Origin of the sequence: Streptomyces sp. NPDC102279 (assembly GCF_044766365.1) — a bacterium.
Classification (GTDB): domain Bacteria; phylum Actinomycetota; class Actinomycetes; order Streptomycetales; family Streptomycetaceae; genus Streptomyces.
On record NZ_JBIWLU010000007.1, the window covers coordinates 94,063 to 113,479 of the forward strand.

At 72.5% G+C, this 19,417-nt stretch carries 18 protein-coding genes; 7 read left to right on the plus strand and 11 right to left on the minus strand.

Going from position 1 to position 19,417, the window contains the following annotated elements; all coding sequences use genetic code 11:
* Positions 1-343 precede the first annotated feature (343 nt).
* Positions 344-790 (minus strand): hypothetical protein, encoded by a 447-nt coding sequence (locus ACIRQH_RS18880; protein ID WP_404226609.1) that lies wholly within the window; start codon positions 788-790, stop codon positions 344-346.
* A 196-nt stretch (positions 791-986) separates the two neighbouring features.
* Here ACIRQH_RS18880 and ACIRQH_RS18885 point away from each other — a divergent pair, with 196 nt between their 5' ends.
* Positions 987-1,793 (plus strand): SGNH/GDSL hydrolase family protein, encoded by an 807-nt coding sequence (locus tag ACIRQH_RS18885; protein WP_356177195.1) that lies wholly within the window; start codon positions 987-989, stop codon positions 1,791-1,793.
* 14 nt (positions 1,794-1,807) lie between these two features.
* Here the strand turns inward: ACIRQH_RS18885 and ACIRQH_RS18890 are convergent, their stop codons facing one another.
* From ACIRQH_RS18890 to ACIRQH_RS18905, 4 genes are all read right to left on the minus strand, one after another.
* Entirely contained in the window at positions 1,808-3,448 is a 1,641-nt protein-coding gene (locus ACIRQH_RS18890) for a serine/threonine-protein kinase (RefSeq protein WP_388868952.1), read from the minus strand.
* Positions 3,449-3,493: 45 nt separating this feature from the next.
* A complete protein-coding gene (locus ACIRQH_RS18895; protein ID WP_404226610.1) occupies positions 3,494-5,386 on the minus strand; it encodes a sulfite exporter TauE/SafE family protein in 1,893 nt (630 codons plus the stop codon).
* Positions 5,383-6,813 carry a tetratricopeptide repeat protein gene (locus ACIRQH_RS18900; RefSeq protein WP_404226612.1) on the minus strand — a complete coding sequence of 477 codons (1,431 nt, stop codon included), beginning with the start codon at positions 6,811-6,813 and terminating at the stop codon, positions 5,383-5,385. Before ACIRQH_RS18900 ends, ACIRQH_RS18895 begins: the two co-directional genes overlap by 4 nt.
* 116 nt (positions 6,814-6,929) lie before the next feature.
* The gene (locus tag ACIRQH_RS18905; RefSeq protein WP_358819546.1) at positions 6,930-8,465 is read right to left on the minus strand and encodes a DUF4331 domain-containing protein; all 1,536 of its coding nucleotides are present in this window, start codon (positions 8,463-8,465) and stop codon (positions 6,930-6,932) included.
* Between the two features lie 229 nt (positions 8,466-8,694).
* Here ACIRQH_RS18905 and ACIRQH_RS18910 point away from each other — a divergent pair, with 229 nt between their 5' ends.
* From ACIRQH_RS18910 to ACIRQH_RS18920, 3 genes are all read left to right on the plus strand, one after another.
* Complete coding sequence (locus ACIRQH_RS18910) at positions 8,695-9,237, plus strand: sigma-70 family RNA polymerase sigma factor (protein WP_081223566.1); 543 nt, start codon at positions 8,695-8,697, stop codon at positions 9,235-9,237.
* Positions 9,234-10,025, plus strand: coding sequence for an anti-sigma factor domain-containing protein (locus ACIRQH_RS18915; protein WP_388868940.1), 792 nt, complete (start codon positions 9,234-9,236; stop codon positions 10,023-10,025). Before ACIRQH_RS18910 ends, ACIRQH_RS18915 begins: the two co-directional genes overlap by 4 nt.
* A gap of 115 nt (positions 10,026-10,140) precedes the next feature.
* Positions 10,141-10,410 carry a hypothetical protein gene (locus tag ACIRQH_RS18920; protein ID WP_358819548.1) on the plus strand — a complete coding sequence of 90 codons (270 nt, stop codon included), beginning with the start codon at positions 10,141-10,143 and terminating at the stop codon, positions 10,408-10,410.
* Between the two features lie 155 nt (positions 10,411-10,565).
* On the opposite strand, the gene ACIRQH_RS18925 is transcribed toward ACIRQH_RS18920, so the two are convergent.
* The 3 genes from ACIRQH_RS18925 to ACIRQH_RS18935 all read right to left on the minus strand — a co-directional run bounded on the left by ACIRQH_RS18925 (position 10,566) and on the right by ACIRQH_RS18935 (position 13,594).
* Complete coding sequence (locus ACIRQH_RS18925) at positions 10,566-11,762, minus strand: CaiB/BaiF CoA transferase family protein (RefSeq protein WP_404226614.1); 1,197 nt, start codon at positions 11,760-11,762, stop codon at positions 10,566-10,568.
* Between the two features lie 96 nt (positions 11,763-11,858).
* Positions 11,859-12,641 carry an ABC transporter permease gene (locus tag ACIRQH_RS18930; protein WP_404226615.1) on the minus strand — a complete coding sequence of 261 codons (783 nt, stop codon included), beginning with the start codon at positions 12,639-12,641 and terminating at the stop codon, positions 11,859-11,861.
* Positions 12,638-13,594 carry an ATP-binding cassette domain-containing protein gene (locus ACIRQH_RS18935; protein ID WP_404226617.1) on the minus strand — a complete coding sequence of 319 codons (957 nt, stop codon included), beginning with the start codon at positions 13,592-13,594 and terminating at the stop codon, positions 12,638-12,640. Before ACIRQH_RS18935 ends, ACIRQH_RS18930 begins: the two co-directional genes overlap by 4 nt.
* Positions 13,595-13,657: 63 nt before the next feature.
* Between ACIRQH_RS18935 and ACIRQH_RS18940 the strand changes: the two genes are divergently transcribed.
* Entirely contained in the window at positions 13,658-14,371 is a 714-nt protein-coding gene (locus ACIRQH_RS18940; protein WP_358819552.1) for a TetR/AcrR family transcriptional regulator, read from the plus strand.
* A 60-nt stretch (positions 14,372-14,431) separates the two neighbouring features.
* On the opposite strand, the gene ACIRQH_RS18945 is transcribed toward ACIRQH_RS18940, so the two are convergent.
* Genes ACIRQH_RS18945 through hmgA form a run of 3 tightly spaced genes read right to left on the minus strand, consistent with a single transcriptional unit; the run spans position 14,432 to position 17,829 of the window.
* The gene (locus ACIRQH_RS18945) at positions 14,432-15,649 is read right to left on the minus strand and encodes a type ISP restriction/modification enzyme (protein WP_388868931.1); all 1,218 of its coding nucleotides are present in this window, start codon (positions 15,647-15,649) and stop codon (positions 14,432-14,434) included.
* Positions 15,650-15,690: 41 nt separating this feature from the next.
* Entirely contained in the window at positions 15,691-16,440 is a 750-nt protein-coding gene (locus tag ACIRQH_RS18950; protein WP_358819554.1) for a GntR family transcriptional regulator, read from the minus strand.
* A gap of 48 nt (positions 16,441-16,488) precedes the next feature.
* Positions 16,489-17,829: a homogentisate 1,2-dioxygenase gene (gene hmgA / locus ACIRQH_RS18955; protein WP_404226618.1), complete on the minus strand. Its 1,341-nt coding sequence runs from the start codon at positions 17,827-17,829 to the stop codon at positions 16,489-16,491.
* Between the two features lie 222 nt (positions 17,830-18,051).
* On the opposite strand from hmgA, the gene ACIRQH_RS18960 reads away from it, so the two are divergent.
* Together ACIRQH_RS18960 and ACIRQH_RS18965 are read left to right on the plus strand one after the other, a co-directional pair.
* Positions 18,052-18,729 carry a nuclear transport factor 2 family protein gene (locus ACIRQH_RS18960; protein WP_388868925.1) on the plus strand — a complete coding sequence of 226 codons (678 nt, stop codon included), beginning with the start codon at positions 18,052-18,054 and terminating at the stop codon, positions 18,727-18,729.
* Complete coding sequence (locus ACIRQH_RS18965; RefSeq protein WP_358819557.1) at positions 18,726-19,343, plus strand: TetR/AcrR family transcriptional regulator; 618 nt, start codon at positions 18,726-18,728, stop codon at positions 19,341-19,343. The genes ACIRQH_RS18960 and ACIRQH_RS18965 overlap by 4 nt, the downstream gene beginning before the upstream one ends.
* Positions 19,344-19,417 lie beyond the last annotated feature (74 nt).

Here is a 19,417-nt window from a genome sequence, read left to right on the forward strand (position 1 = left end):
GGTGGACCGCCCGCCCCTGGGCGGTCCGTCTCTTTGTCCGGTTCGAAAGGGGGGTTACTCACTGACGGCATGCCGGAATGGATCTCCGTCCATGCCGGGTGAGCTGGCAAAGCTTGCCGGCTCCGAACTGAGGAGCAGGCTGCGCGGCCCGACTCGGCATACGTCTGGTCACCGAGAACGGCACCCCCCAACCGCGCCCCGCGCCGGCTTCCATCGCGGTCCTGAGCCCTCCCCTGGAGCCGCTGATGATGGACCGATGCGGGTGAGATGTACGACGGTATTGACGAATGCGTCTGTATGGCAAGACCTGGAACGAGGCCTCACCTTTTTGTTGGTTTGACCGTTACCTTGCACCTCGAACGGATTTTCCCCATCCGTTTGAGGGTCCTCGGGTGCGCCGCCGGCGCACGAGCGTGAGCAGCAGAATCAGTGAACTGAGCGCCGTCACGGCGACGATGCCGCCGGGCACCGACCAGCGGTGCACGGCGAGCATGCCCTGGGCCACCAGCATGTTCAGGACGACGGCGCCCGCGACGGACGTGAGGACGCGGCCGAACGGGTCGAGCCCGCGCAGCGCGGCCCCGATCGCGGCCGACGGCGCGGCGAGCAGGAAGAAGAGCGTGAACGGCCCGCGCAGCGGTGAGTTGGCGTCGGCGAGCGCGAGGACCGCGCCCACGGCCCCCACCGTGGTCGCGCCGCCCGCGAGCAGTGGCAGCAGGTCCCTCCCCGGGTGCTGCCGCGGCCCCTTCGCGGTGTCGGATGAGGATGTCTTGATCCGTAAGGTCTGCATTGGCGACTTTGCCCCCCGACGCGCCGGATGCCGGGCTTCAATGTGGCGCAGCGTGTCCCGGGCCGTCAAGGCGTGAAGGGGGCGCGTTCGCGGGTCTCCTGACGCAGTGGCGCAGAAGTTTTGGCATGAACACTTCCTGTCAATGCGCGTAGCTGGTACCAAAGTTGTGGCAGAGATCCTGCTAAAGGGAGGTTCCATGAGACGTTCCCGAATTACGGCATACGTGACCTCACTCCTCCTCGCCGTCGGCGTCACCCTCACCGGGGCGGCCACGGCGCAGGCACGAACGGCCGCCGCCACCGGCTATGTGGCCCTTGGCGACTCCTACTCGTCCGGTGTCGGCGCCGACAGCTACATCAGCTCCAGCGGCGACTGCAAGCGCAGCACGAAGGCCTACCCCTATCTCTGGGCGGCCGCGCATTCACCCTCGTCGTTCGACTTCACCGCCTGCTCGGGCGCTCGTACGGGTGATGTCACGGCGAACCAGCTCGGTCCCCTCACCTCCTCGACCGGCCTCGTCTCCATCAGCATCGGCGGCAACGACGCCGGCTTCTCGGACGTCATGACGACCTGTGTCCTGCAGTCCGAGAGTTCCTGCCTCGCGCGCATCGCCACGGCGAAGGCGTACGTGGCCTCCACCCTCCCCGGCAACCTCAACTCCGTGTACTCGGCGATCCGGGCGAAGGCGCCGTCCGCCCACGTCGTCGTCCTCGGCTATCCCCGCTTCTACAAGCTCAACGGCAGTTGCCTGACCGGACTCTCGGAGACCGAACGGTCCGCCATCAACGGCGCGGCCGACTACCTGGACAGCGCGATCGCGGCCCGCGCGGCCGCCTACGGATTCACCTTCGGTGACGTCCGGGGCACCTTCACGGGCCACGAGATCTGCTCCAGCAGCGTCTGGCTGCACAGCCTGAACTGGCTGGACATCGGGGAGTCCTACCACCCGACCGCGGCCGGACAGTCCGGCGGCTACCTCCCCGTCCTCAGCGGAGCGGTCTGAGCTCTCCGCCTTTCCTAAGGTGATGCGGAAGCGGAGGCTCCGTCAGTCGGGGTCTCCGTCGCACACGTGATCGTGAACGGCACCGCGTCGGACGTCGTACGGACCGGGCTCCGGACCTCCACGCTGATCTTGTTGGCGAACGTCCCGCTCGTGTCGTAGGTCGTCGCCACCACCGTCGTCTGCCGGGTCCTGCCGCCGCCCGCGGGGAACGAGAGCGTCTTCCAGCTCTTGTCGGTCACCTCGCCGGTCTCCGTGACCCATCGGTACTCGACGTCCACCGGTACCCGGCCCACCGTGAAGGTCGCCGTGAACGAGGGCGCCTCCGTGCCGGGCGGCGGGCAGGATCCCGTGTAGTCGGTGTGTCTGCCCGACACCGTCACCCGTACCGACTGGGCGGGCCGGGCGCTCGTCGCCCCTCCGCCCGTGGGCGCGCTCGCGGAGGAACTCCCGCTGCCGGTAGGGCTGGTGGCCCCGCTCCCGCTGTGGCTCGTCCCGCCGTCCGAGGCGCCGCCGTTGCCGCTCCCGCCCCCGTCGGTGGCGCTCTGTCCGCCGTTCCCGCCGCTTCCGCCGTTCCCGTCGTCATGGTTGAGCAGCGCGTACGTCAGTCCGCCGACGGCGAGCGCGAGCGCGGCCACACCGGCGATCAGGACGAAGGCCGCCGGGCGGCGACGGGCCGGCTCCGCGGTGGGGCCCGTCGAGGACGTCGTCACCGGAGGCGGACCGAATCCTCCCGACGGCGTCGGCGGGCCGGGCGGCGGCTGGTGGAACGCGCCGATCGTGGGTGTGTCGGAGGGTGGCAGCGGGCCGACGGCCCGCGTGGGGGTCCTGCCGCCCTCGGCGACCGCGCGCAGCTCCTGCTCGGCCGCGGCGGCGTTCGTCCGCGCGGCCGGATCCTTGGCCAGCAGTCCCTCGATCACGGGGGTGAGGGGCCCCGCCCGGCGGGGCACCGGCAGCGGCTCGTCGACGATGGCCCGCAAGGTGCTCAGCGGAGTGTTCTGCCGGAAGGGCGAGTTGCCCTCGACCGCCGCGTACAGCAGCACGCCGAGCGACCAGAGGTCCGACTCCGGTCCGGGCGTACGCCCCAACGCCCGCTCCGGGGCCAGGAATTCGGGCGATCCGATGACCTCGCCCGTCATGGTCAGCGCGGAACTGCCCTCGACGGTGGCGATGCCGAAGTCGGTCAGCACGACCCGTCCGTCGTTCGACATCAGGACGTTGGCCGGCTTCACGTCGCGGTGCAGCACTCCCGCCGCGTGCGCGGCCCGCAGCGCGGACAGCACCGCGGCGCCGATGCCGGCGACCCGCCGGGGCGCCAACGGCCCCTCGGCGTCCAGCAGATCGGACAGCGCGATGCCCCGGACCAGCTCCATCACGATCCAGGGCCGGCCGTCCTGGGTGGCCACGTCGTACACCGTGACGACGTTGTGGTTGGAGATACGGGCGGCCGCCCACGCCTCCCGCTCCAGACGGGCGTACATCCGCTCGATCTCGGACCCGGCAAGTCCGGCCGGGGCGCGGACCTCCTTGACGGCCACCTCGCGCTGCAGCACCTCGTCGCGAGCGCGCCACACCGTTCCCATGCCGCCCTCGCCCAGGGGCGAGAGCAGGCGGTAGCGACCCGCGATCACACGTTCACTGCCCGGATCTTCGGACACGTGCGTCCCCCATTCGCATCCGCGCGATATCTCCCCAAAAGTAGCTCAGCCGAGTACGGATGCCGCCCCCTTGAGCACCAATCCGGCCCCGAGAGCCACGACGACCGCCGCGGACCCCAGGGGCGCGGTCCGGCGGACGAACCGTACGACCCGTCCCTCGGCCCAGCGTGGACGCCTCGCCAGGGCACGGTTCATCCCGCTTCCGAGCCGGACGACGGCGAAGCCCGCGGCCGTCAGCGTCAGGGCCAGTCCGACGCCGTACGCGAGAACGAGCAGGAGGCCGAACCAGGCCTGCCCGAGGGCCGCGGCCCCCACGAGCACGACGACCGCCGACGGACTGGGCACGAGCCCACCGGCGAACCCCAGCAGGATCGTTCCGCGCAGGGTCGGGGCGATCTCATGGGTGTGGGTGAAGCCGCCGTGGGTGTGTTCGAGGGCGGGGGAGGGGCCTTCGGGGGAACGGCGGGCACGGGATCGGGGGGTGGGCGCGGACGGATGGTGGTGCTCGTGGTCGTGGTGGTGCGCGTGGTCGGGGCTCGCGTCGTGCGGGTGCGGGTGGGGCTGCGGTGCGGTCGTGACCGGGGAGTCTGCCCGCGGTGCCGCGGCGGCGTGTGCCAGAACCAGCGGGCGTTCGGGACGGCCGGCGTGCCGGTCCCGGGCGTGGGTCTCCGCTTCCAGGAGGGCGGGCTCCCGATCGTGCCGACGGGTGCGGGAGTGGACCGGGGATTGTTCATGAGCGTGCTCGTGGTCGTGTGGGTGCTCCGACCCGGGCTCGTGGGCGTGGTCGTGACCGTCCGGGTGCTCCTCGCCGACGGCGTGCCCGTGTCCGTGTCCGTGCTCCCCGCCGTGCGGGTGCGGGTGCCCGTCCGTGTGGCTGTGGGTCCGGTCGTGTCCCGGCGATCGGTGGGGCCAGGCCCTGCGCAGGAGGGTGACCCCCGCGAGGGTAACCAGGACGCCGCTCGACACGCCCAGCCAGGCGATCACGGACGGAGCCGCCGCCGAACCCGCGGTGACCAGCAGGCCGAGCGCGACGACCCCGAGGGTGTGCGTGACCGTCACCGACGCGGCCAGCGGCAGCACGTCCTTCAGCCGGGCCCGGCCGCCGCGCGCCGCCGCCGTCGCGGCCATCAGGGTCTTGCCGTGGCCCGGCGCGAGGGCGTGCATCGCGCCCAGGCCGACGGCGATGACCAGGGCCAGCGCGGCGAAGCCGAGGGTGAGGTCGTGCCGGGCCACCAGGTTGTTCAGGGCCTCGGTCCAGCGGTCGGCGCCGCGCGGCAGCACGGAGGCGGCCGGAGCGTTCCGGCGGCCCTCGACGAGGGCGGGTCCGCCGGGACGGATCCGCAGCGAGGCGGTGGCGGTGTCGGCCGGGGAGGACAGCAGGGCCTTCGGGTACGTGGTCAGCTCCGCGGACACCGACGAGCGCGGTACGTCCGACGAGGTCAGCGTCATCCGGTCGCCCCGGGCGGTGATCTCCCGCCAGCCCGGCCCGCGGTCGGCGCCCGCGCTGTGGAAGCGCACCGAGAGGCCGGCGTCCTCGCCACGGGGGAGCGGTGCGGTCGACCGGCACTCCACGCGCAGGGTGTTCAGCCCCGCCTGTCCCGGCCGCGTACGCGCGTGGCTCGCGCCCGGGGTGAGCGCGACCTCGTGCCCGGCGACGGTGACCCGGCTCCCGCGCGCGGCGCTCTCGCACCGTCGCCGGGCCCACTCCGTCATGCCGAGCCTGGCGATGTCCGGCTTCGCCTGGGTCGCGGGTATCTCCGCGAGGTCCTCGACATGGTCGACGCGCAACTCCCCGGGGGCGGCGACGAGTCCGTCGTACCGGTTGACGGTGAAGTTGCCCAGGGGATGCGCGCCCGCCGGTCCGGCGGGGATCAGGACGAGCGCGCAGGCCGCGGTCAGGGCCGCCCCGCACGCGGCGAGCAGCCGACGCGCCCTCACCGTGCCGCCTTCAGTGCGGCGCGGGCCTCTCGGGCGCCCAACGGGGAGAAGCTCGGGTTCAGTTCCAGGGCCGCCTCCAGCGAGGCGCGGGCCGCCTTCGTGTGGCCGGTGGCCCGTTCGATGACACCGCGGTGGTAGAGGAAGGACGCGTTGCGATAGCCCGTCGCCGTGGCCTCCCGGGCGTGGGGCAGGGCCTCCTTGTCGCGGCCCGAGACATGCAGGGCCCAGGCGAGCGCGTCCGCGGTGTGCACGGTGTGCCGGCGCGCCCACTCGTCGCGGGCCGCCTTCAGCGCGGCCCCGTGGTCTCCGTGGTCGGCGGCGGCCAGCGCGGTGTCGAGGTCGGCGTCGACGCCGTTCGCGCGGGCGAGGGAGACCCAGGCGTTCACCAGCGCGTACTGGTCGCGGGCCTTCTGCGCGTCACCGGTCCTGCCGCGTGCCTCGTACAGCTCGCCCAGCTCGACCAGGGGCTGCGGCAGCGGATAGCGCTGGACGACCTGCTCCATGCCCCTGATCGCCGCGGCCCGGTCGCCCCGTGCCGCCTGGGCGCGGGCCCTGCCCTCGAGCGCGGGCAGGTAGCTGTCGTCGGCCGCGAGCGCCCGTGCGTAGGAGGTGAGAGCGGAACCATAGTCGCCCTGGTTCCAGGCGAGTTGACCGAGTGCGGTCGCCACGTACGCGATGTCGCCGCGGCTCGTCGCCGTGGTGAGCGCCTGCTTCAGCACCCGTCGGGCGGTCGGCACGTCGCCGCGCAGCTCGTGGACGTAGGCGTACCGCGTGAAGACGGGAACGCCCGGCCGCCTGGAGTCGGCGAGATCGGCGGCCTTCGACGCCTCGGCGTAGCGGCCGAGTTCGACGAGTGCGTCGATCCGGGAGCAGAGGGCGCGCTCGCTGTACGGGTTCTGCTCAAGGGCGAGCTGCGCGTACTTCAGGGCGCCGGTGAAGTCGTGCCGGGCGGCGGCGAGCGCGGCCCGTCCGGCGAGCGCCGGGTCGTAGTGGGGACGCATCTTCAGGGAACGGTCCAGCGCCTGCTGCGCCTGCGGGTAGCGGGAGGGGTCGCCCTTGGTGCGGGCCTGTTCCACATAGGCCAGACCGAGTGTGGCCCAGCCGCCGAAGTCGGCGGGCTGCGTGCGGAGATGGGCCTGGAGAGAGGTGATGCTCGCGTCGAGATCACCGCTCGCCAGCAACTGCGGCGACGCCCCGGCCGCCGCCGCGGCGACGGCGGGTGTCGCGCCGCCGTCCCGGAGGGCGCCGACGCCCACCGCCCCGGCCGTCAGGGCGACCGCCAACGCGGCCGCGCAGAAGCCCAGTCGGGCCGCCCGCAGGCGGCTGGGGGAGGCACTGTTCCCGGCCGGTGCGGCCCCCACGGCGCTCGCCTCGGGCGCGGCCCTGTCGGCGTCGGGCGTCGCGTTGTCGTTCGTACCCGGGGACATGCCCTCTCCTCAAAGTCCGTGATGGAACGGGTCGTTGCTGCAAATAGGAAGGGGGGAGGCGCGGCCCGCACCGTGGGGGGTCGGTACGTGCGGGCCGCGCCGGTCGGGAGGCCGGGTCAGTAGGCCCGGTCGTACCGTCGCCGCCACCAGCGCAGGCCGGTGCCGAGGAGCAGGATTCCGGCGGCCCCCGCCGCCGCGGAGCCCGCGACGAGCACGGTGTCGGTCCCGCCGCCGGAGGCTCCGGCGGGCTGGAGCGCGTCGCCCAGCTGGCTGCGCACGTCGGTCCCGTCGGTGGTGCCCTTGGCGAGGGCGCCGCGCGAACCGGAGGTGGGCTCGGCCACGTACGGGAAGTACTTCTCGAACTTCTTGTCGTTCTTGTCGACCGCGTCGCCCAAGTCGTTCTTCGAGCCGACCAGTTCACCCTCGACGACCTGGAGCGAGGCGTCGATCACGTCGTCGGTGAGCCGCCGCCCGTTGGGGAAGCCCGCGTTGTCGCCGTCGAGCACACCGAGGCGCTTGGGGTGCATGGCCGGCTTGACCGAGGTGTTGAGGCGCAGTTCCTCCGCCGGGCGCACGTGGGGCGGCTGGTTGAGGCCCTTCACGCCCTTCAGGAACACGTCCACCAGGTCGTTGCGGGGCTCGGCCGGCGCCTTGATCTTGTAGATCCCCTCGATGAGCTTCGGCAGCTCCGGGTTGGTCACGTTCTTCAGGAACTGGGCGTCGTTCCAGGGCGCCGACGCGTTGAACTTGTCCTTGTCCTTCTGCGGGTTGACGACCTCGTTCACCAGCGGCATGCCGAGCCGGGAGACCTGCCGGTAGCTGCCGCGGGCGTCCCTGCGCTGCGTGGTGGACCAGATGCCGACGACCGGCTGTCCGGCCGACTCGCGGATCATGTCGTTCGGCACCTGCAGGGCTATGGAGTTGACGTTGTAGCCCTTGAGCGTGTCCCGCCCGACCTCGGTCAGGTTCCCGCCGTAGAGCAGGTCGAAGACGCGCAGGTCCAGGAAGAACGGGTCGTCCGCCTGGCCGGCGAACGTCGTGGAGCCGCCCACCAGCTTGTGCACGGCCTGCCCGCGCAGCTTCGCGTAGTCCGGCATCGACGCCTTGCCGACGTTCGACGGCGCGACCGGCACGTCGTCCGCGACCTTGGTCCGCGACACCAGCTTCTGGTCGTGCAGCCGCAGCAGGTCGATGTCGTACGTCTGCGTGATGTTCAGGTCGGGGTCGTCGAGGCTGGTGACCGGACCCGTGTTGTACAGGAACGTGTCGCCGTTCTTGCGGTGCGTCCTGAAGGTGTAGCGGTAGATCAACTCGCCCTGTGCGTCACCGTTGTTGTCGATGTGCAGGTCGTACTGGGCGTCGTCGGCGAACGTATAGAAGTTCGGCCCGCCCGCGGGTTCCTCGAAGGGGATCCAGTTCGCCACGATGGTCGTCGTGTCGGGCTTGTCCGGGCTCACGAACGCGTACACGTCGGTGTTGTCGTACTGGGGAGTGCCCGAGATCAGCGGGGCCTCCCGGTGGCTGGAGGCGGAGGCCGCCCCCGGTTGCAGCGCGGTCACGCCGGCGGCTGCGAGCGCACCGGCGGCCAGCGCACCGCATACGAGGGTCGCGAGAGTCCTGCGTCCCCCGCCGCTCCTGGAGATAGGTGTCATGCCGTCCGTCCTCAAGTCCAACTTGCCTGACGCACGCCATTCGGAGCGGTCGCGGGGGCGGATTGGTCGAATCTCAAACGTGTTTGCGACGGCCTGTTTCTGCGGACGGTCGAACTGCTCGGCGCCGGACTCGCGTTTTCGGCTCCCTGATCCGTAACCCATCCGGAGAGACGTTCGCTGCGAACAGGTAGGGAGGGTGCGGACCGTGCACGTCCGGAGAGGGGGACGCGTGGAGGCTGACGAGCTGCTGATACGGGTGGCCGGAGGCGACCAGAGGGCGTTCGAGGATCTGTACGCACTGGTCTCCGGACCGGTGTTCGGACTGGTGCGCCGCGTGGTGCGGGATCCCGCGCAGTCGGAGGAGGTGTCGCAGGAGGTGCTGCTCGAACTCTGGCGCTCCGCCGCGCGGTTCGACCCCGGGCGCGGCACCGCCCTGTCCTGGATCCTCACCCTCGCGCACCGCCGCGCGGTCGACCGGGTGCGCAGCGCCCGCGCGGCCACCGAGCGCGAGCAGCGGGAGGGCCGGCGCCATCACCACCCCGCGTTCGACCAGGTGGCCGAGGAGGTCGAGGCGGGACTCGAACGCGAGTGGGTCCGCCGCTGCCTCGACCGGCTCACCACCCTGCAGCGCCAGTCCGTCACCCTCGCCTACTACGACGGCTACACGTACCGGGAGGTCGCCGAACGGCTCTCGCTGCCCCTCGGCACCGTCAAGACCCGGATGCGTGACGGCCTGACCCGTCTGCGCAACTGCCTGGGAGGTGCCGCGTGAGCGTCCTCGACAAACTGCTGGGCCGCGACCTGCACTCCCTCGCCGCCCCCTACGCCCTCGACGCGCTGGAACCGGACGAGCGGCGCCGCTTCGAACGCCATCTGAGGAGCTGCGAGCGCTGCGCTGACGAGGTGCGGGCGCTGACCGAGGACGCCGTACGGCTCGCCTGGTCCACCGCGGCGGCCCCGCCGGCCGCGCTGCGCGAACGGGTCCTGTACGCCGTGCGCACGACCCCGCAGGAGCCGGCACCCCGCGACCGGACCGCACGCGCACGGACCGCCGAGCCGCCCACCCGGGCACGCTCACCCCGCTTCCGCCCGCTGCTCGCCCCCCTCGCCACGGCCACGGCCGCGGCGGCCCTCGTCGTCGCCTCCCTGTTCGCCGTGCAGGCGGCGCAGACCCGCGAGAGCCTCGACCAGGAGCGCGCCCAGGCACGTGAGATCGCCCACGTTCTCGCCGCACCCGACGCCCGGGCCACCGGTCAACGGGACGCGCGGGGGAGAGGGATCGGCGTCGTGGCGTCCGCCACGGAGCGGCGCGCCGTCGTGACACCGAGCGGACTCGGCACCCCCTCCGGAGGCCGCGTCCACCAGCTCTGGCTCATGCGCCCCGAAGGGAAACCACGTTCTCTCGGTCTCTTCGACGGCGACACGCCCCTGATCGCCGAGGGACTGAACCAGGACGCGACGTCACTGGCTGTGACCGTCGAACCTCACGGAGGGTCAGTGCAGCCCACCAGCCAGCCGGTTGTCCAACTCGCCCTGGAAACGCTTGGATTCGGAGAGTAACCGTCAACCTCCTTACAGAGAAGGTGAATCCTGTGACCGCGATACACGAGTGCCGCGAGGGAGCGATAGGGTTAGCCTGCCCGGGCCGGGTGGACTCGTACGGGTGGGGAGTGACATGGAACAGATAACAGTGCGCAGCAGGGCACGTGTCCCTGCGATCACGTGCGGGAGCAGCGCGACCAGTTCGCGCCTCGACCGCCATCTCGCGGTGCTGGGCGGTCCCGCCATACCGCAACGCGAGACGGCCGAGGCGACGTCACTGATGCGTGAGCTCACGGCGCGTGACACCGCGCACGACAGCGGCTCCAGGAGTGCACGCGTGCGGCGGGTCTCGCTGTTCGCGCCGCTCAGGCGGCTGAGCCGCTCGCTGTTCGGCGGCCGCTGAGCAGCCGTCGGCACCGGCGTTCCCCGACCCGCGCTCCGGTGACCCACCGACCCGCGCAGCGCTGCCCTTCCGCGTCCGTCATCCCCACGGCAGGCAGCGGCGCCCGGTGGTCACCACGGCCGGAGCGCGGGTCACCCACGTCCTGAGCCGTACGGTCAGCGCACCACCCCGTCCCGCCGCAGCCCGGCGACGTCCGACTCCGTCATGCCCAGCCCCCGCAGTACCACGCCCGTGTGCTCACCCAGCCGCGGGACGGCCCCCATGCGCGCCTCCTCCCCGCCCGGCAGCGTGATCGGAGGCAGCAACGCCCGCAGCGGCCCGGCCGGCGAGTCCACGTCCCGCCAACGGTTCCTGGTCGCCAGCTGCGGATGCTCGGCGACCTCCCGCACGTCCCGCAGCCGCGCGCAGGCGATGCCCGCCGCGTCCAGGCGGGCCACCGCCTCGTCGGCGCCGAGCGCGCCGAGCGCCTTCGTCACCAGGGTGTCCACGCGTTCCCGGTTCGCCACGCGCGCGGGGTTCGTCGCGTACCCCGGATCGTCCGCCAACTCGGGTGTCCCGAGGACCTGTTGGGCGAGCCGGCGCCACTCCCGGTCGTTCTGCACCGACAACAGCACCCGTCCGCCGTCCGCCGTCGAATAGACGTCGTAGGGAACGATGACGGAGTGCGCGAGACCCGTGCGCTCCGGCGGGGTGCCGCCGTGCATCGCGTGGTGCAGCGGATGGCCCATCCACTCCGCCAGCGCGTCCAGCATCGACACCTCCACCGGACCGCCCCGCCCGGTCGTGCCGCGTCGTACCAGCGCCGCGAGGACACCGGAGAACGCGTACATGGCCGCCGCGATGTCGGCCGCCGGGACCCCGGCCTTCACCGGCTGCTCGGGCGTCCCGGTGACGGACACGAGCCCCGCCTCGCACTGCACGAGCATGTCGTACGCGCGCTTGCCGGCGTACGGCCCGGACGGCCCGTATCCCGAGATGTCCACGGCGACCAGCCGTGGATGCTCGGCACACAGGGTCGCCGCGTCGAGGCCGAGCCGGGCCGCCGCCCCCTGGGCGAGGTTCTGCACGAACACGTCAGCGTCCGCGACGAGCCGGCGGACCACATCGAGCCCGCGGGGGTCCTTCAGATCGACGGCGAGGGATTCCTTGCCGCGGTTGCACCACACGAAGTGCGAGGCCAGACCCGAGGCCGCGGAGTCGTAGCCGCGGGCGAAGTCCCCGCCGTCGATCCGCTCGACCTTGATGACGCGGGCCCCGAGATCGGCGAGCTGACGCGTCGCGAAGGGAGCCGCGACCGCTTGTTCGACGGCGACGACGGTGATGCCTTCGAGGGGCAGAGGCTGTGACTGCATGCGGTGGATCATGGCTCCTCGGGAGCACCTTTGTCATGCGCCGGTGCCGACCGGCCGGACGGCACGGACCGGGCCGTGCCGTGCCGTCCGGCGTTCTCACCGCTCCCCGGCCGCGTACCGGCAGACGGCGAGCGGGAGGAACACGGCGAGCAGCACCCCGCACCAGAGCAGCGCCCCGGCGACGGGATGGGTCACCGGCCATGCGGAGCCGTGCGGCACCCGGCTGTTTCCGAACAGCTCGCGCAGGGCCGCCGTCACCGCGCTGATCGGGTTCCACTCGGCGAGCGTGCGCAGAGCGCCCGGCAGATTGCCCGTCGGGATGTACGCGTTGGACAGAAGCGGCAGCATGAACGTCACGCTGCCGAGCTGGCCGGCCGCCTCCTCGCTCCGGGTCAGCAGGCCGAGGAAGATGCCCGTCCAGGTCGCCGCGAACCGGAAGAGCAGCAGCAGGAGGACCGCGGCGAGCGCGTGCAGGGCCGAGCCCTCCACGCGCCAGCCCACCGCGAGCCCGACGAGCAGGAACGGCACGGTGCCGGCGGCCGTCACGAGCAGATCCGCGACGGCCTGTCCGAGGGGCACGGCGGCCCGGCTCATCGGCAACGTGCGGAAGCGGTCGGCCACCCCGCGGTGCGTGTCCTGCGCCGCCTGGAACATCCCGGTCATGACCCCGTTGGCGGCGGTCGCCACCAGCAGTCCGGGAACCAGGAAGGACCGGTACTGCGGCCCGGGCATCGCGAGCGCGCTGCCGAAGACGTAGCCGAAGAACAGCAGCATCGTGATCGGCATCGTCTGGGTGAGGACGGTGAGCCCCGGGCTGTTGCGCACCCTGCGCAACTGGCGGCCCAGCATCGCGCCGCCGTCGTAGGCCAGTCCGCTCATGCCACGCGCTCCTTGTCGTCGGCGGGGTCCCCGGTCAGCCGGAGGAAGACGTCGTCGAGTGTCGGCTGCCGCAGCCGCGCGTCGAGCAACGGCACGCCCGCCGCGTCCAGTTCACGTACCAGACCGGGCAGGGTCAGGGCCGGATCGGTGGCGGCGACTCCCACCGTCCCGCGTACGGCGTCCAGGACGGCTTCTCGGCCGGTCAGCCGGTCCAGGACGGCGGCCGCCGCGGAGAGCGCCTCGGGGTCGGCGACCACGACCTCCGCGTACGCGCCGATCAGTGCCTTGAGTCCGGCGGGCGACCCGGTGTGCGCGACCCGGCCCCGGTCCACCAGCGCGATGTCGTCGGCCAGTTGGTCGGCCTCCTCCAGGTACTGCGTGGTCAGCAGGACCGTCGTGCCCTCCTCCTTGAGAGCGCGCACGGTCTCCCAGACGCGGGTGCGGCTCATCGGGTCGAGCCCGGTGGTGGGTTCGTCGAGGAACAGCACGGCCGGCCGGCGGACCAGGCTCGCGGCGAGGTCGAGCCGCCGCCGCATCCCGCCCGAGTAGGTCGCGGCCGGACGGTCGGCGGCCTCGGTCAGCCCGAGGCGGTCGAGGAGTTCGGCGGCCCGGGCCCCGGTGTCCCGTATCCGGTGCAGCCGGGCGAACAGCCGCAGGTTCTGCCGCCCGGTGAGGTCGCCGTCCACCGACGCGTACTGCCCCGTGACGCCGATGCTCCGGCGGACCGCCGCGGCCTCCCGGACCACGTCGTGCCCGGCGACACGCGCGGACCCGGCGTCGGGCCGCAGCAGGGTGGCGAGCAGCCGGACGGCCGTGGTCTTGCCCGCGCCGTTCGGCCCGAGCACCCCGCAGACCGCGCCCTGAGCCACCGCCAGGTCCAGCCCGCGCAGGGCGTGGACATCACCGAACCGCTTTTCCAGACCTTCACTAAGTACACCGTACGTAGTAGCCATGGGGTGACCATAGCGCACTACGTACGGTGTACGTAACTAGGATGGTCGCGAGGTGATCGACCAATGGCAGGGCGCAACGCCGTACCCGAAGTGATCTGGGCCCGACCCGAGCGGGCGGGCCGCGGACCCCGGCCCGCGTTCCGCCGGGCGGACATCGCGGACGCCGCCGTGCGGATCGCGGACGCCGAGGGGCTGGACGCGGTGTCGATGCGGCACGTGGCGGCCGGCCTGGGCTGCGGCACCATGTCGCTCTACAACTACGTGCCGCGCAAGGAGGATCTCCACGAGCTGATGGTCGACGCCATCAGCGGCGAGCACGACATCCAGGAGCCCTCCGGTGACTGGCGCGCCGACATGCTGCGGGTCGCCCACCAGACCCGCGCCCTCATGCACCGTCATCCCTGGCTGCCCCGGCTGATGTCCCCCGTGTACGGCTTCAGCCCCAACGCCCTGCGGTATCTGGAGCACTGCCTGGTCTGTCTCGACCCGCTCGAAGCGCCGTACGGCACCAAGATGGAGCTGGTCGCGATGCTCAACGGTGTGGTCACGACCTACGTCGGCAACGAGCTGGCCACCGTCGAGCGGACCCGCGCGCTGCCCTGGACCGAGGAGCAGGAGAACGCGGCCCGGATCGCCTATCTGGGCGGCCAGGTGGCGTCCGGTGCCTATCCGCGGATGGCCGCCGCCTTCATGGAGGACGCCGGTCCGATCGACCTGGAAGCGGTGTTCGAGCGGGCGCTGGGCCGGGTGCTGGACGCCTTCGAGCCGAAGACGTGACGGGACGATCCGCCGGGCGTGCCCGCGGATCGTCGTGATGCAGGACCGGGCCCGCATGCCCTAGAGCAGCGCGAACTGCCCCTCCGGGCCCTCCTCGTGGTGGTCCAGGACGGAAGCGGGGCGGCGGGCGGTCGCCGGGGCCGGCAGGATGCCCGCCGTGTCGAGCTCGGTCCGGGTGATGGGGGAGTGGAGGCTCAGCCCGGCCTGCCGGGGGCGCAGTTCGGCGAGCAGGGCGAGCACCGTGACGAGTTCGAGGAGTTCGGACGTCCAGCCCCGCGGCCACGCGGTGGGGCCGATCGCCTCCAGGGTGCCCGCCCCGGACACCCCGGTCCTGGCCGTGAACCACTGCTCCAGCACGCGGACCCCGCCCACCTCGAAGTCCCAGGCCTCGGGCGGCACGGGGGAGATCCTGCCCTCGCCGAGGAGCAGGGCCTCCTCGGCGCGGTCGTAACGCGGGTCGAGGAGGAGCGTCCCTCCGGGGCGACCCGTGTCCGCGTGGGGAAGGCCGGTGAGCGGTACGCGGACGTACGGGCGCCGGCCGCCGGGGAGTTTGGGGCGCTCGCCGTCCCGGCACATCAGCCACAGCATCCGCTGCCCCAACTCGACGCCGTACGACCACACTTCGGGATCGGCGGTGAGCGGGACCAAGCAGCCCTCGCGGCCGGGCCGTGCGACCGCGACCGTCCAGGCCAGGACGTCCCGGGGGGCGGGGGAGTGGCCGAGCCGTGCGCCGAGGTGCTCCAACAGGCCGGGCGCCAGGTTCGGTTCGACGCCACCGGGACGCCGGTACAGAGGGCGCACCCGGCCGCCGCGGCCGGCGGCCAGCGGCAGCACGGAGGTGGCCAGCAGGGCCGGCCCGGGCGACTCCGGCACCACCGTCTGCTCGACCGCGAACACCTGGCCCTCGCCCGCCACCCGCCACAACTCGGGGCGCGCCGCGTCGATCAGCCGGTGGTCCGGGAGCAGCCAGTGCTCGTCGAAGGGCGCGGTCAGTACCCGGACGGGCTCCGGGCACGGGCCGACGTCGCGGACCAGACGGCCCGTCCCGCTCGACTGGCCCGGCAGCTGGGTGACCGCCGAGTGCGTCGTGCGCGAGCGCGTCGGACCGAACAGCGCCTCGCGGTCCGCCCCTTCGGCCTTCGCGAGGACGTCCCACCGCGCCTTCAGGGACGCCGCTTCGGGGGCCGTCGGCCACCCCCGGCCCAGCCTCGGCGGTGCGACGGACCACGGCATGAGGTCCGCGAGCAGCGGTGCGGCGTCGTGCGTCACGCTCGGCATCGTACGACGTGGGCGTCGCGCGGCGTCCTCGTACCGCATGCTCAGTGGGCGTCGAGGGTGACCGTGAACGAGAAGCGGTCGCCCCGGTAGTGGATGACGGCCACGTCCAGCGCGCGGCCGTCCTGGTCGTAGGTGACGCCGGTGTAGCGCAGGATCGGGCTGAGCAGCGGGACCTGGAGCAGACGGGCCGTCTCGGGGTCCGCGAGCCGGGCCTCGACGGTATCGGTGATCCTGCTGATGGCGACCCCCAGCACGTCGCGCAGCACCTTCGTCATCGGCCAGCGGATCAGGTCCTCCCGGTCGATGCGGTCGGCCAGGTCCGTCCTGAGATAATTACGCGCGTGGTTCGTCGGCTCGCCCGTCGCCTCGTCACCGCGCAGCCGGTGGTACGTCGCCACCTCGTCCACGTCCGGGAAGAACTCCACCAGTTCACCCGGGACCGGCCCCTTCCCCTCGTCCAGCAGCTCGGTCGACATACCCGACTGCTGGGCCACGATCGCGTCCACCGAGCCGAGCAGCCGCACGGGCGCGCCGCGCTGCGCGCTCGGCTCGATGAACGTGCCCCGCCTGCGGTGCCGGGTGATGAGTCCCTCCTCCTCCAGTTCCTTGAGCGCCTGCCGCATGGTCAGCACACTCACCCCGTAGTGGCCCGCCAACTGCTCCTCGGTGGGCAGACGGAGGGGGTCCTGGGGGGCGCGGCCGAGTATCGAGGCGCGCAGGGACTGCGACACCTGATACCAGAGCGGCAGCTTGCGGTTCAGGACGATCGAGTCCGGAGCGAAGGAGGTCACGAGGGTATCCGTACCGGTCGCGGGCGGGGAAGGCAACGGCCGGTGGCCTCAGTCGCGCGTGCGGAAGTGCCGCTGGAGGCCCCGCCACACGTCGTCGTACCCCCGCTGGAGGTGCTCGGCCCGGGCCGCCTGGGCCGTCGCGGTCACCGGCCAGCGCGTCTCGAACATGAACGCCAGCCCGTCGTCGATCTTCTGCGGCTTCAGTTCCGCGGCGCTCGCCCGCTCGAAGGTCTCCTGGTCGGGGCCGTGCGCCGACATCATGTTGTGCAGCGAACCGCCGCCCGGCACGAAGCCCTCCGCCTTCGCGTCGTACGCGCCCTCGATGAGCCCCATGTACTCGCTCATCACGTTCCGGTGGAAGTACGGCGGCCGGAACGTGTCCTCGCCCACCAGCCAGCGCGGCGCGAACACCACGAAGTCGACGCCCGCGAGGCCCGGGGTGTCGGACGGCGAGGTCAGCACCGTGAAGACCGAGGGGTCCGGGTGGTCGTAGCTGATGGAGCCGATCACGTTGAAACGGCGCAGGTCGTAGACGTACGGCACGTGGTTGCCGTGCCAGGCGACCACGTCGAGCGGCGAGTGGTCGTACGTCGCCGTCCACAGGTTGCCGCAGAACTTGTTCACCACCTCGACCGGGCCCTCGGCGTCCTCGTAGGCGGCGACCGGGGCGAGGAAGTCGCGGGCGTTGGCAAGGCCGTTGGCCCCGATCGGACCGAGGTCGGGCAGCCGGAACGGCGCCCCGTAGTTCTCGCACACGTAGCCCCGGGCGCCCGCGGCCGCTCCGCCCTCCGGCGCGCTGTCCAGCAGCTCCACCCGGAAGCGCACCCCGCGGGGAATCAGCGCGACATGTCCCGGCTCCACACCGAGCAGCCCGAACTCCGTGCGCAGCAGCAGACCGCCCCGCTCGGGGACGATGAGCAGCTCGCCGTCGGCGTCGCTGAACACCCGCTCCATCGAGGAATTGGCGTGATAGAGGTGGACGGCGACGCCGGAACGCCGTGCCGCGTCGCCGTTGCCGCCGAGGGTCCACAGGCCCGCGAGGAAGTCGGTCCCCGCCGGAGGCTCCGGCAGCGGGTTCCAGCGCAGCCGGTTCGGGTCGGGCACCTCCTCCGTGAAGGGCGCCGTACGCAGCGCGCCGTTGCCGGTGCGGGTGAACGCGGGGTGCGCGGCCGACGGACGGATCCGGTACAGCCACGAGCGCCGGTTCGACGCCCTCGGCTCGGTGAACGCGGTGCCGCTGAGCTGCTCCGCGTACAGCCCGAGGGGCGCGCGCTGCGGCGCGTTGCGGCCGTGCGGCAGTGCCCCCGGGACCGCCTCCGAGCTGTGTTCGTTGCCGAATCCGGTGAGGTAGGTCAGCCCTTCGGCCGTCTTCCTCGCGTCCCCGCTCATGATCGCTCCCTCGCGCCTGATTCCTATGCATCACCGTAGGATTCGTCGCGCGCCCGCGCAAGAGGGCGGCCCCGGGCACCGAACGGGATCGGCCACCCCCGCGCGCCGGACCGGCCGCGCCGGCGACCTTCGCCGGACGTAGTCCCCAGGACCTGCCCGCGGAGCCAAGAACCCGACTTCAGGGGGATCCGGCTGTCGGAGCCTTGTTCTACGCTCCCCGTCATGCGGTGGACGCGTGGACTGCTCACCGCACTCGCGGTCTGCGCCCTGTTCGGCGGACCCGCGGGCTGCGGCACCGGTGATGCGCACGGGCGGGAGGACGGAGTGTCGGCCTCACCCGTGGGCACGTTGCTCGACGAGGCGGACGAGGAGGGACGGTTCTACCGTGACGTGGACGAGAAGGGTGCGCCAGAGGTCGGGATCGAGATCCAGCCGGACTCCGCCGACAGCTGGGACGTGCGCCTGACCCTCCACAACTTCCGCTTCTCGCCGACGGGTGCGCGCACCGTGCCGGTCGCCGGACGAGGCACCGCCCGTCTCTACGTCGACGGCAGGACGGTCGCCCGGCTGCGCTCCACCGAGTACCACCTGGCCGGCCGGCTGGTGCCGCGCGGCACCCACCACGTCACCGCGCGGCTGTACGCGGACGACGGCACGGTGTGGGCCGTGCACGGCGAGGCCGTCGAGAGCACCGCCGACGTCACGGCGTCGACGCCCGGCTCGACACCGGATCCGGCCGGCTCGACACGGGATCCGGCCGGTCCGTCACCTGACGGGGCCGCGTCGTACCCGGGCTCCTCCTCGCCGCCGGCGAGCCCGGACGCGCGAATGAGTGGCCAGGGCACCGAGGTACGTAGTGATGAGGGAGGTTCACCGGACCCCGGCGGAAAGGCATCATGAAGAGCGTGCCCCATGCGACCTCGCTGCGCAGAGCGCCCGTACAGCGGCGCAGCGCAGAACGACTGACCCGGATCCTCGACGCCTGCGCCGACCTCCTCGACGAGGTGGGCTACGACGACCTGAGCACGCGCGCCGTGGCCCAGCGGGCCGGCGTGCCCATCGGCTCCGTCTACCGCTTCTTCGGCAACAAGCGCGCGATGGCCGACGCCCTCGCCCAGCGCAACCTGGAGCTCTACACCGAGCGCGTCACCCTGCGCCTGGAGGAGTCGGACGGGCAGGGCTGGCGGGCCGCGATGGACGCGGTGCTCGACGAGTACCTCGCCATGAAGCGCACCGCCCCGGGCTTCTCGCTCGTCGACTTCGGGAACCAGATCCCGGTGGGCGCCTCCCACGCCGAGCCCAACACCCGGGTCGCCGACCGCCTCACCGAGCTGCTTTCCGGCTATCTGGGCCGCACTCCGGACGAGAACCTCCGCCGCTGCTTCCTGGTCGCCGTGGAGAGTGCCGACAGCCTGGTGCATCTGGCCTTCCGGGTCGCGCCCGAGGGGGACGAGGGGATCATCGCGGAGACCCGCGAACTGCTGCGCGCCTACCTCGGTCGCGTCCTCGACTGACCGGGATCGCCCCTCCCCACCATGCGTACCGGTCGGTATGCTCGGCGGTGTCCGCGTGCCGTCGACGTCACCGC

Bases quoted from the DNA above. Each gene is read 5' to 3' on its own strand.
- ACIRQH_RS18900 (WP_404226612.1), bottom strand. From the start codon at position 6,813: ATGTCCCCGGGTACGAACGACAACGCGACGCCCGACGCCGACAGGGCC.
- ACIRQH_RS18930 (WP_404226615.1), bottom strand. From the start codon at position 12,641: ATGAGCGGACTGGCCTACGACGGCGGCGCGATGCTGGGCCGCCAGTTG.
- ACIRQH_RS18925 (WP_404226614.1), bottom strand. From the start codon at position 11,762: ATGCAGTCACAGCCTCTGCCCCTCGAAGGCATCACCGTCGTCGCCGTC.
- ACIRQH_RS18885 (WP_356177195.1), top strand. From the start codon at position 987: ATGAGACGTTCCCGAATTACGGCATACGTGACCTCACTCCTCCTCGCC.
- ACIRQH_RS18935 (WP_404226617.1), bottom strand. From the start codon at position 13,594: ATGGCTACTACGTACGGTGTACTTAGTGAAGGTCTGGAAAAGCGGTTC.
- hmgA (WP_404226618.1), bottom strand. From the start codon at position 17,829: ATGAGCGGGGACGCGAGGAAGACGGCCGAAGGGCTGACCTACCTCACC.
- ACIRQH_RS18905 (WP_358819546.1), bottom strand. From the start codon at position 8,465: ATGACACCTATCTCCAGGAGCGGCGGGGGACGCAGGACTCTCGCGACC.
- ACIRQH_RS18920 (WP_358819548.1), top strand. From the start codon at position 10,141: ATGGAACAGATAACAGTGCGCAGCAGGGCACGTGTCCCTGCGATCACG.
- ACIRQH_RS18945 (WP_388868931.1), bottom strand. From the start codon at position 15,649: ATGCCGAGCGTGACGCACGACGCCGCACCGCTGCTCGCGGACCTCATG.
- ACIRQH_RS18965 (WP_358819557.1), top strand. From the start codon at position 18,726: ATGAAGAGCGTGCCCCATGCGACCTCGCTGCGCAGAGCGCCCGTACAG.
- ACIRQH_RS18960 (WP_388868925.1), top strand. From the start codon at position 18,052: ATGCGGTGGACGCGTGGACTGCTCACCGCACTCGCGGTCTGCGCCCTG.
- ACIRQH_RS18880 (WP_404226609.1), bottom strand. From the start codon at position 790: ATGCAGACCTTACGGATCAAGACATCCTCATCCGACACCGCGAAGGGG.
- ACIRQH_RS18940 (WP_358819552.1), top strand. From the start codon at position 13,658: ATGGCAGGGCGCAACGCCGTACCCGAAGTGATCTGGGCCCGACCCGAG.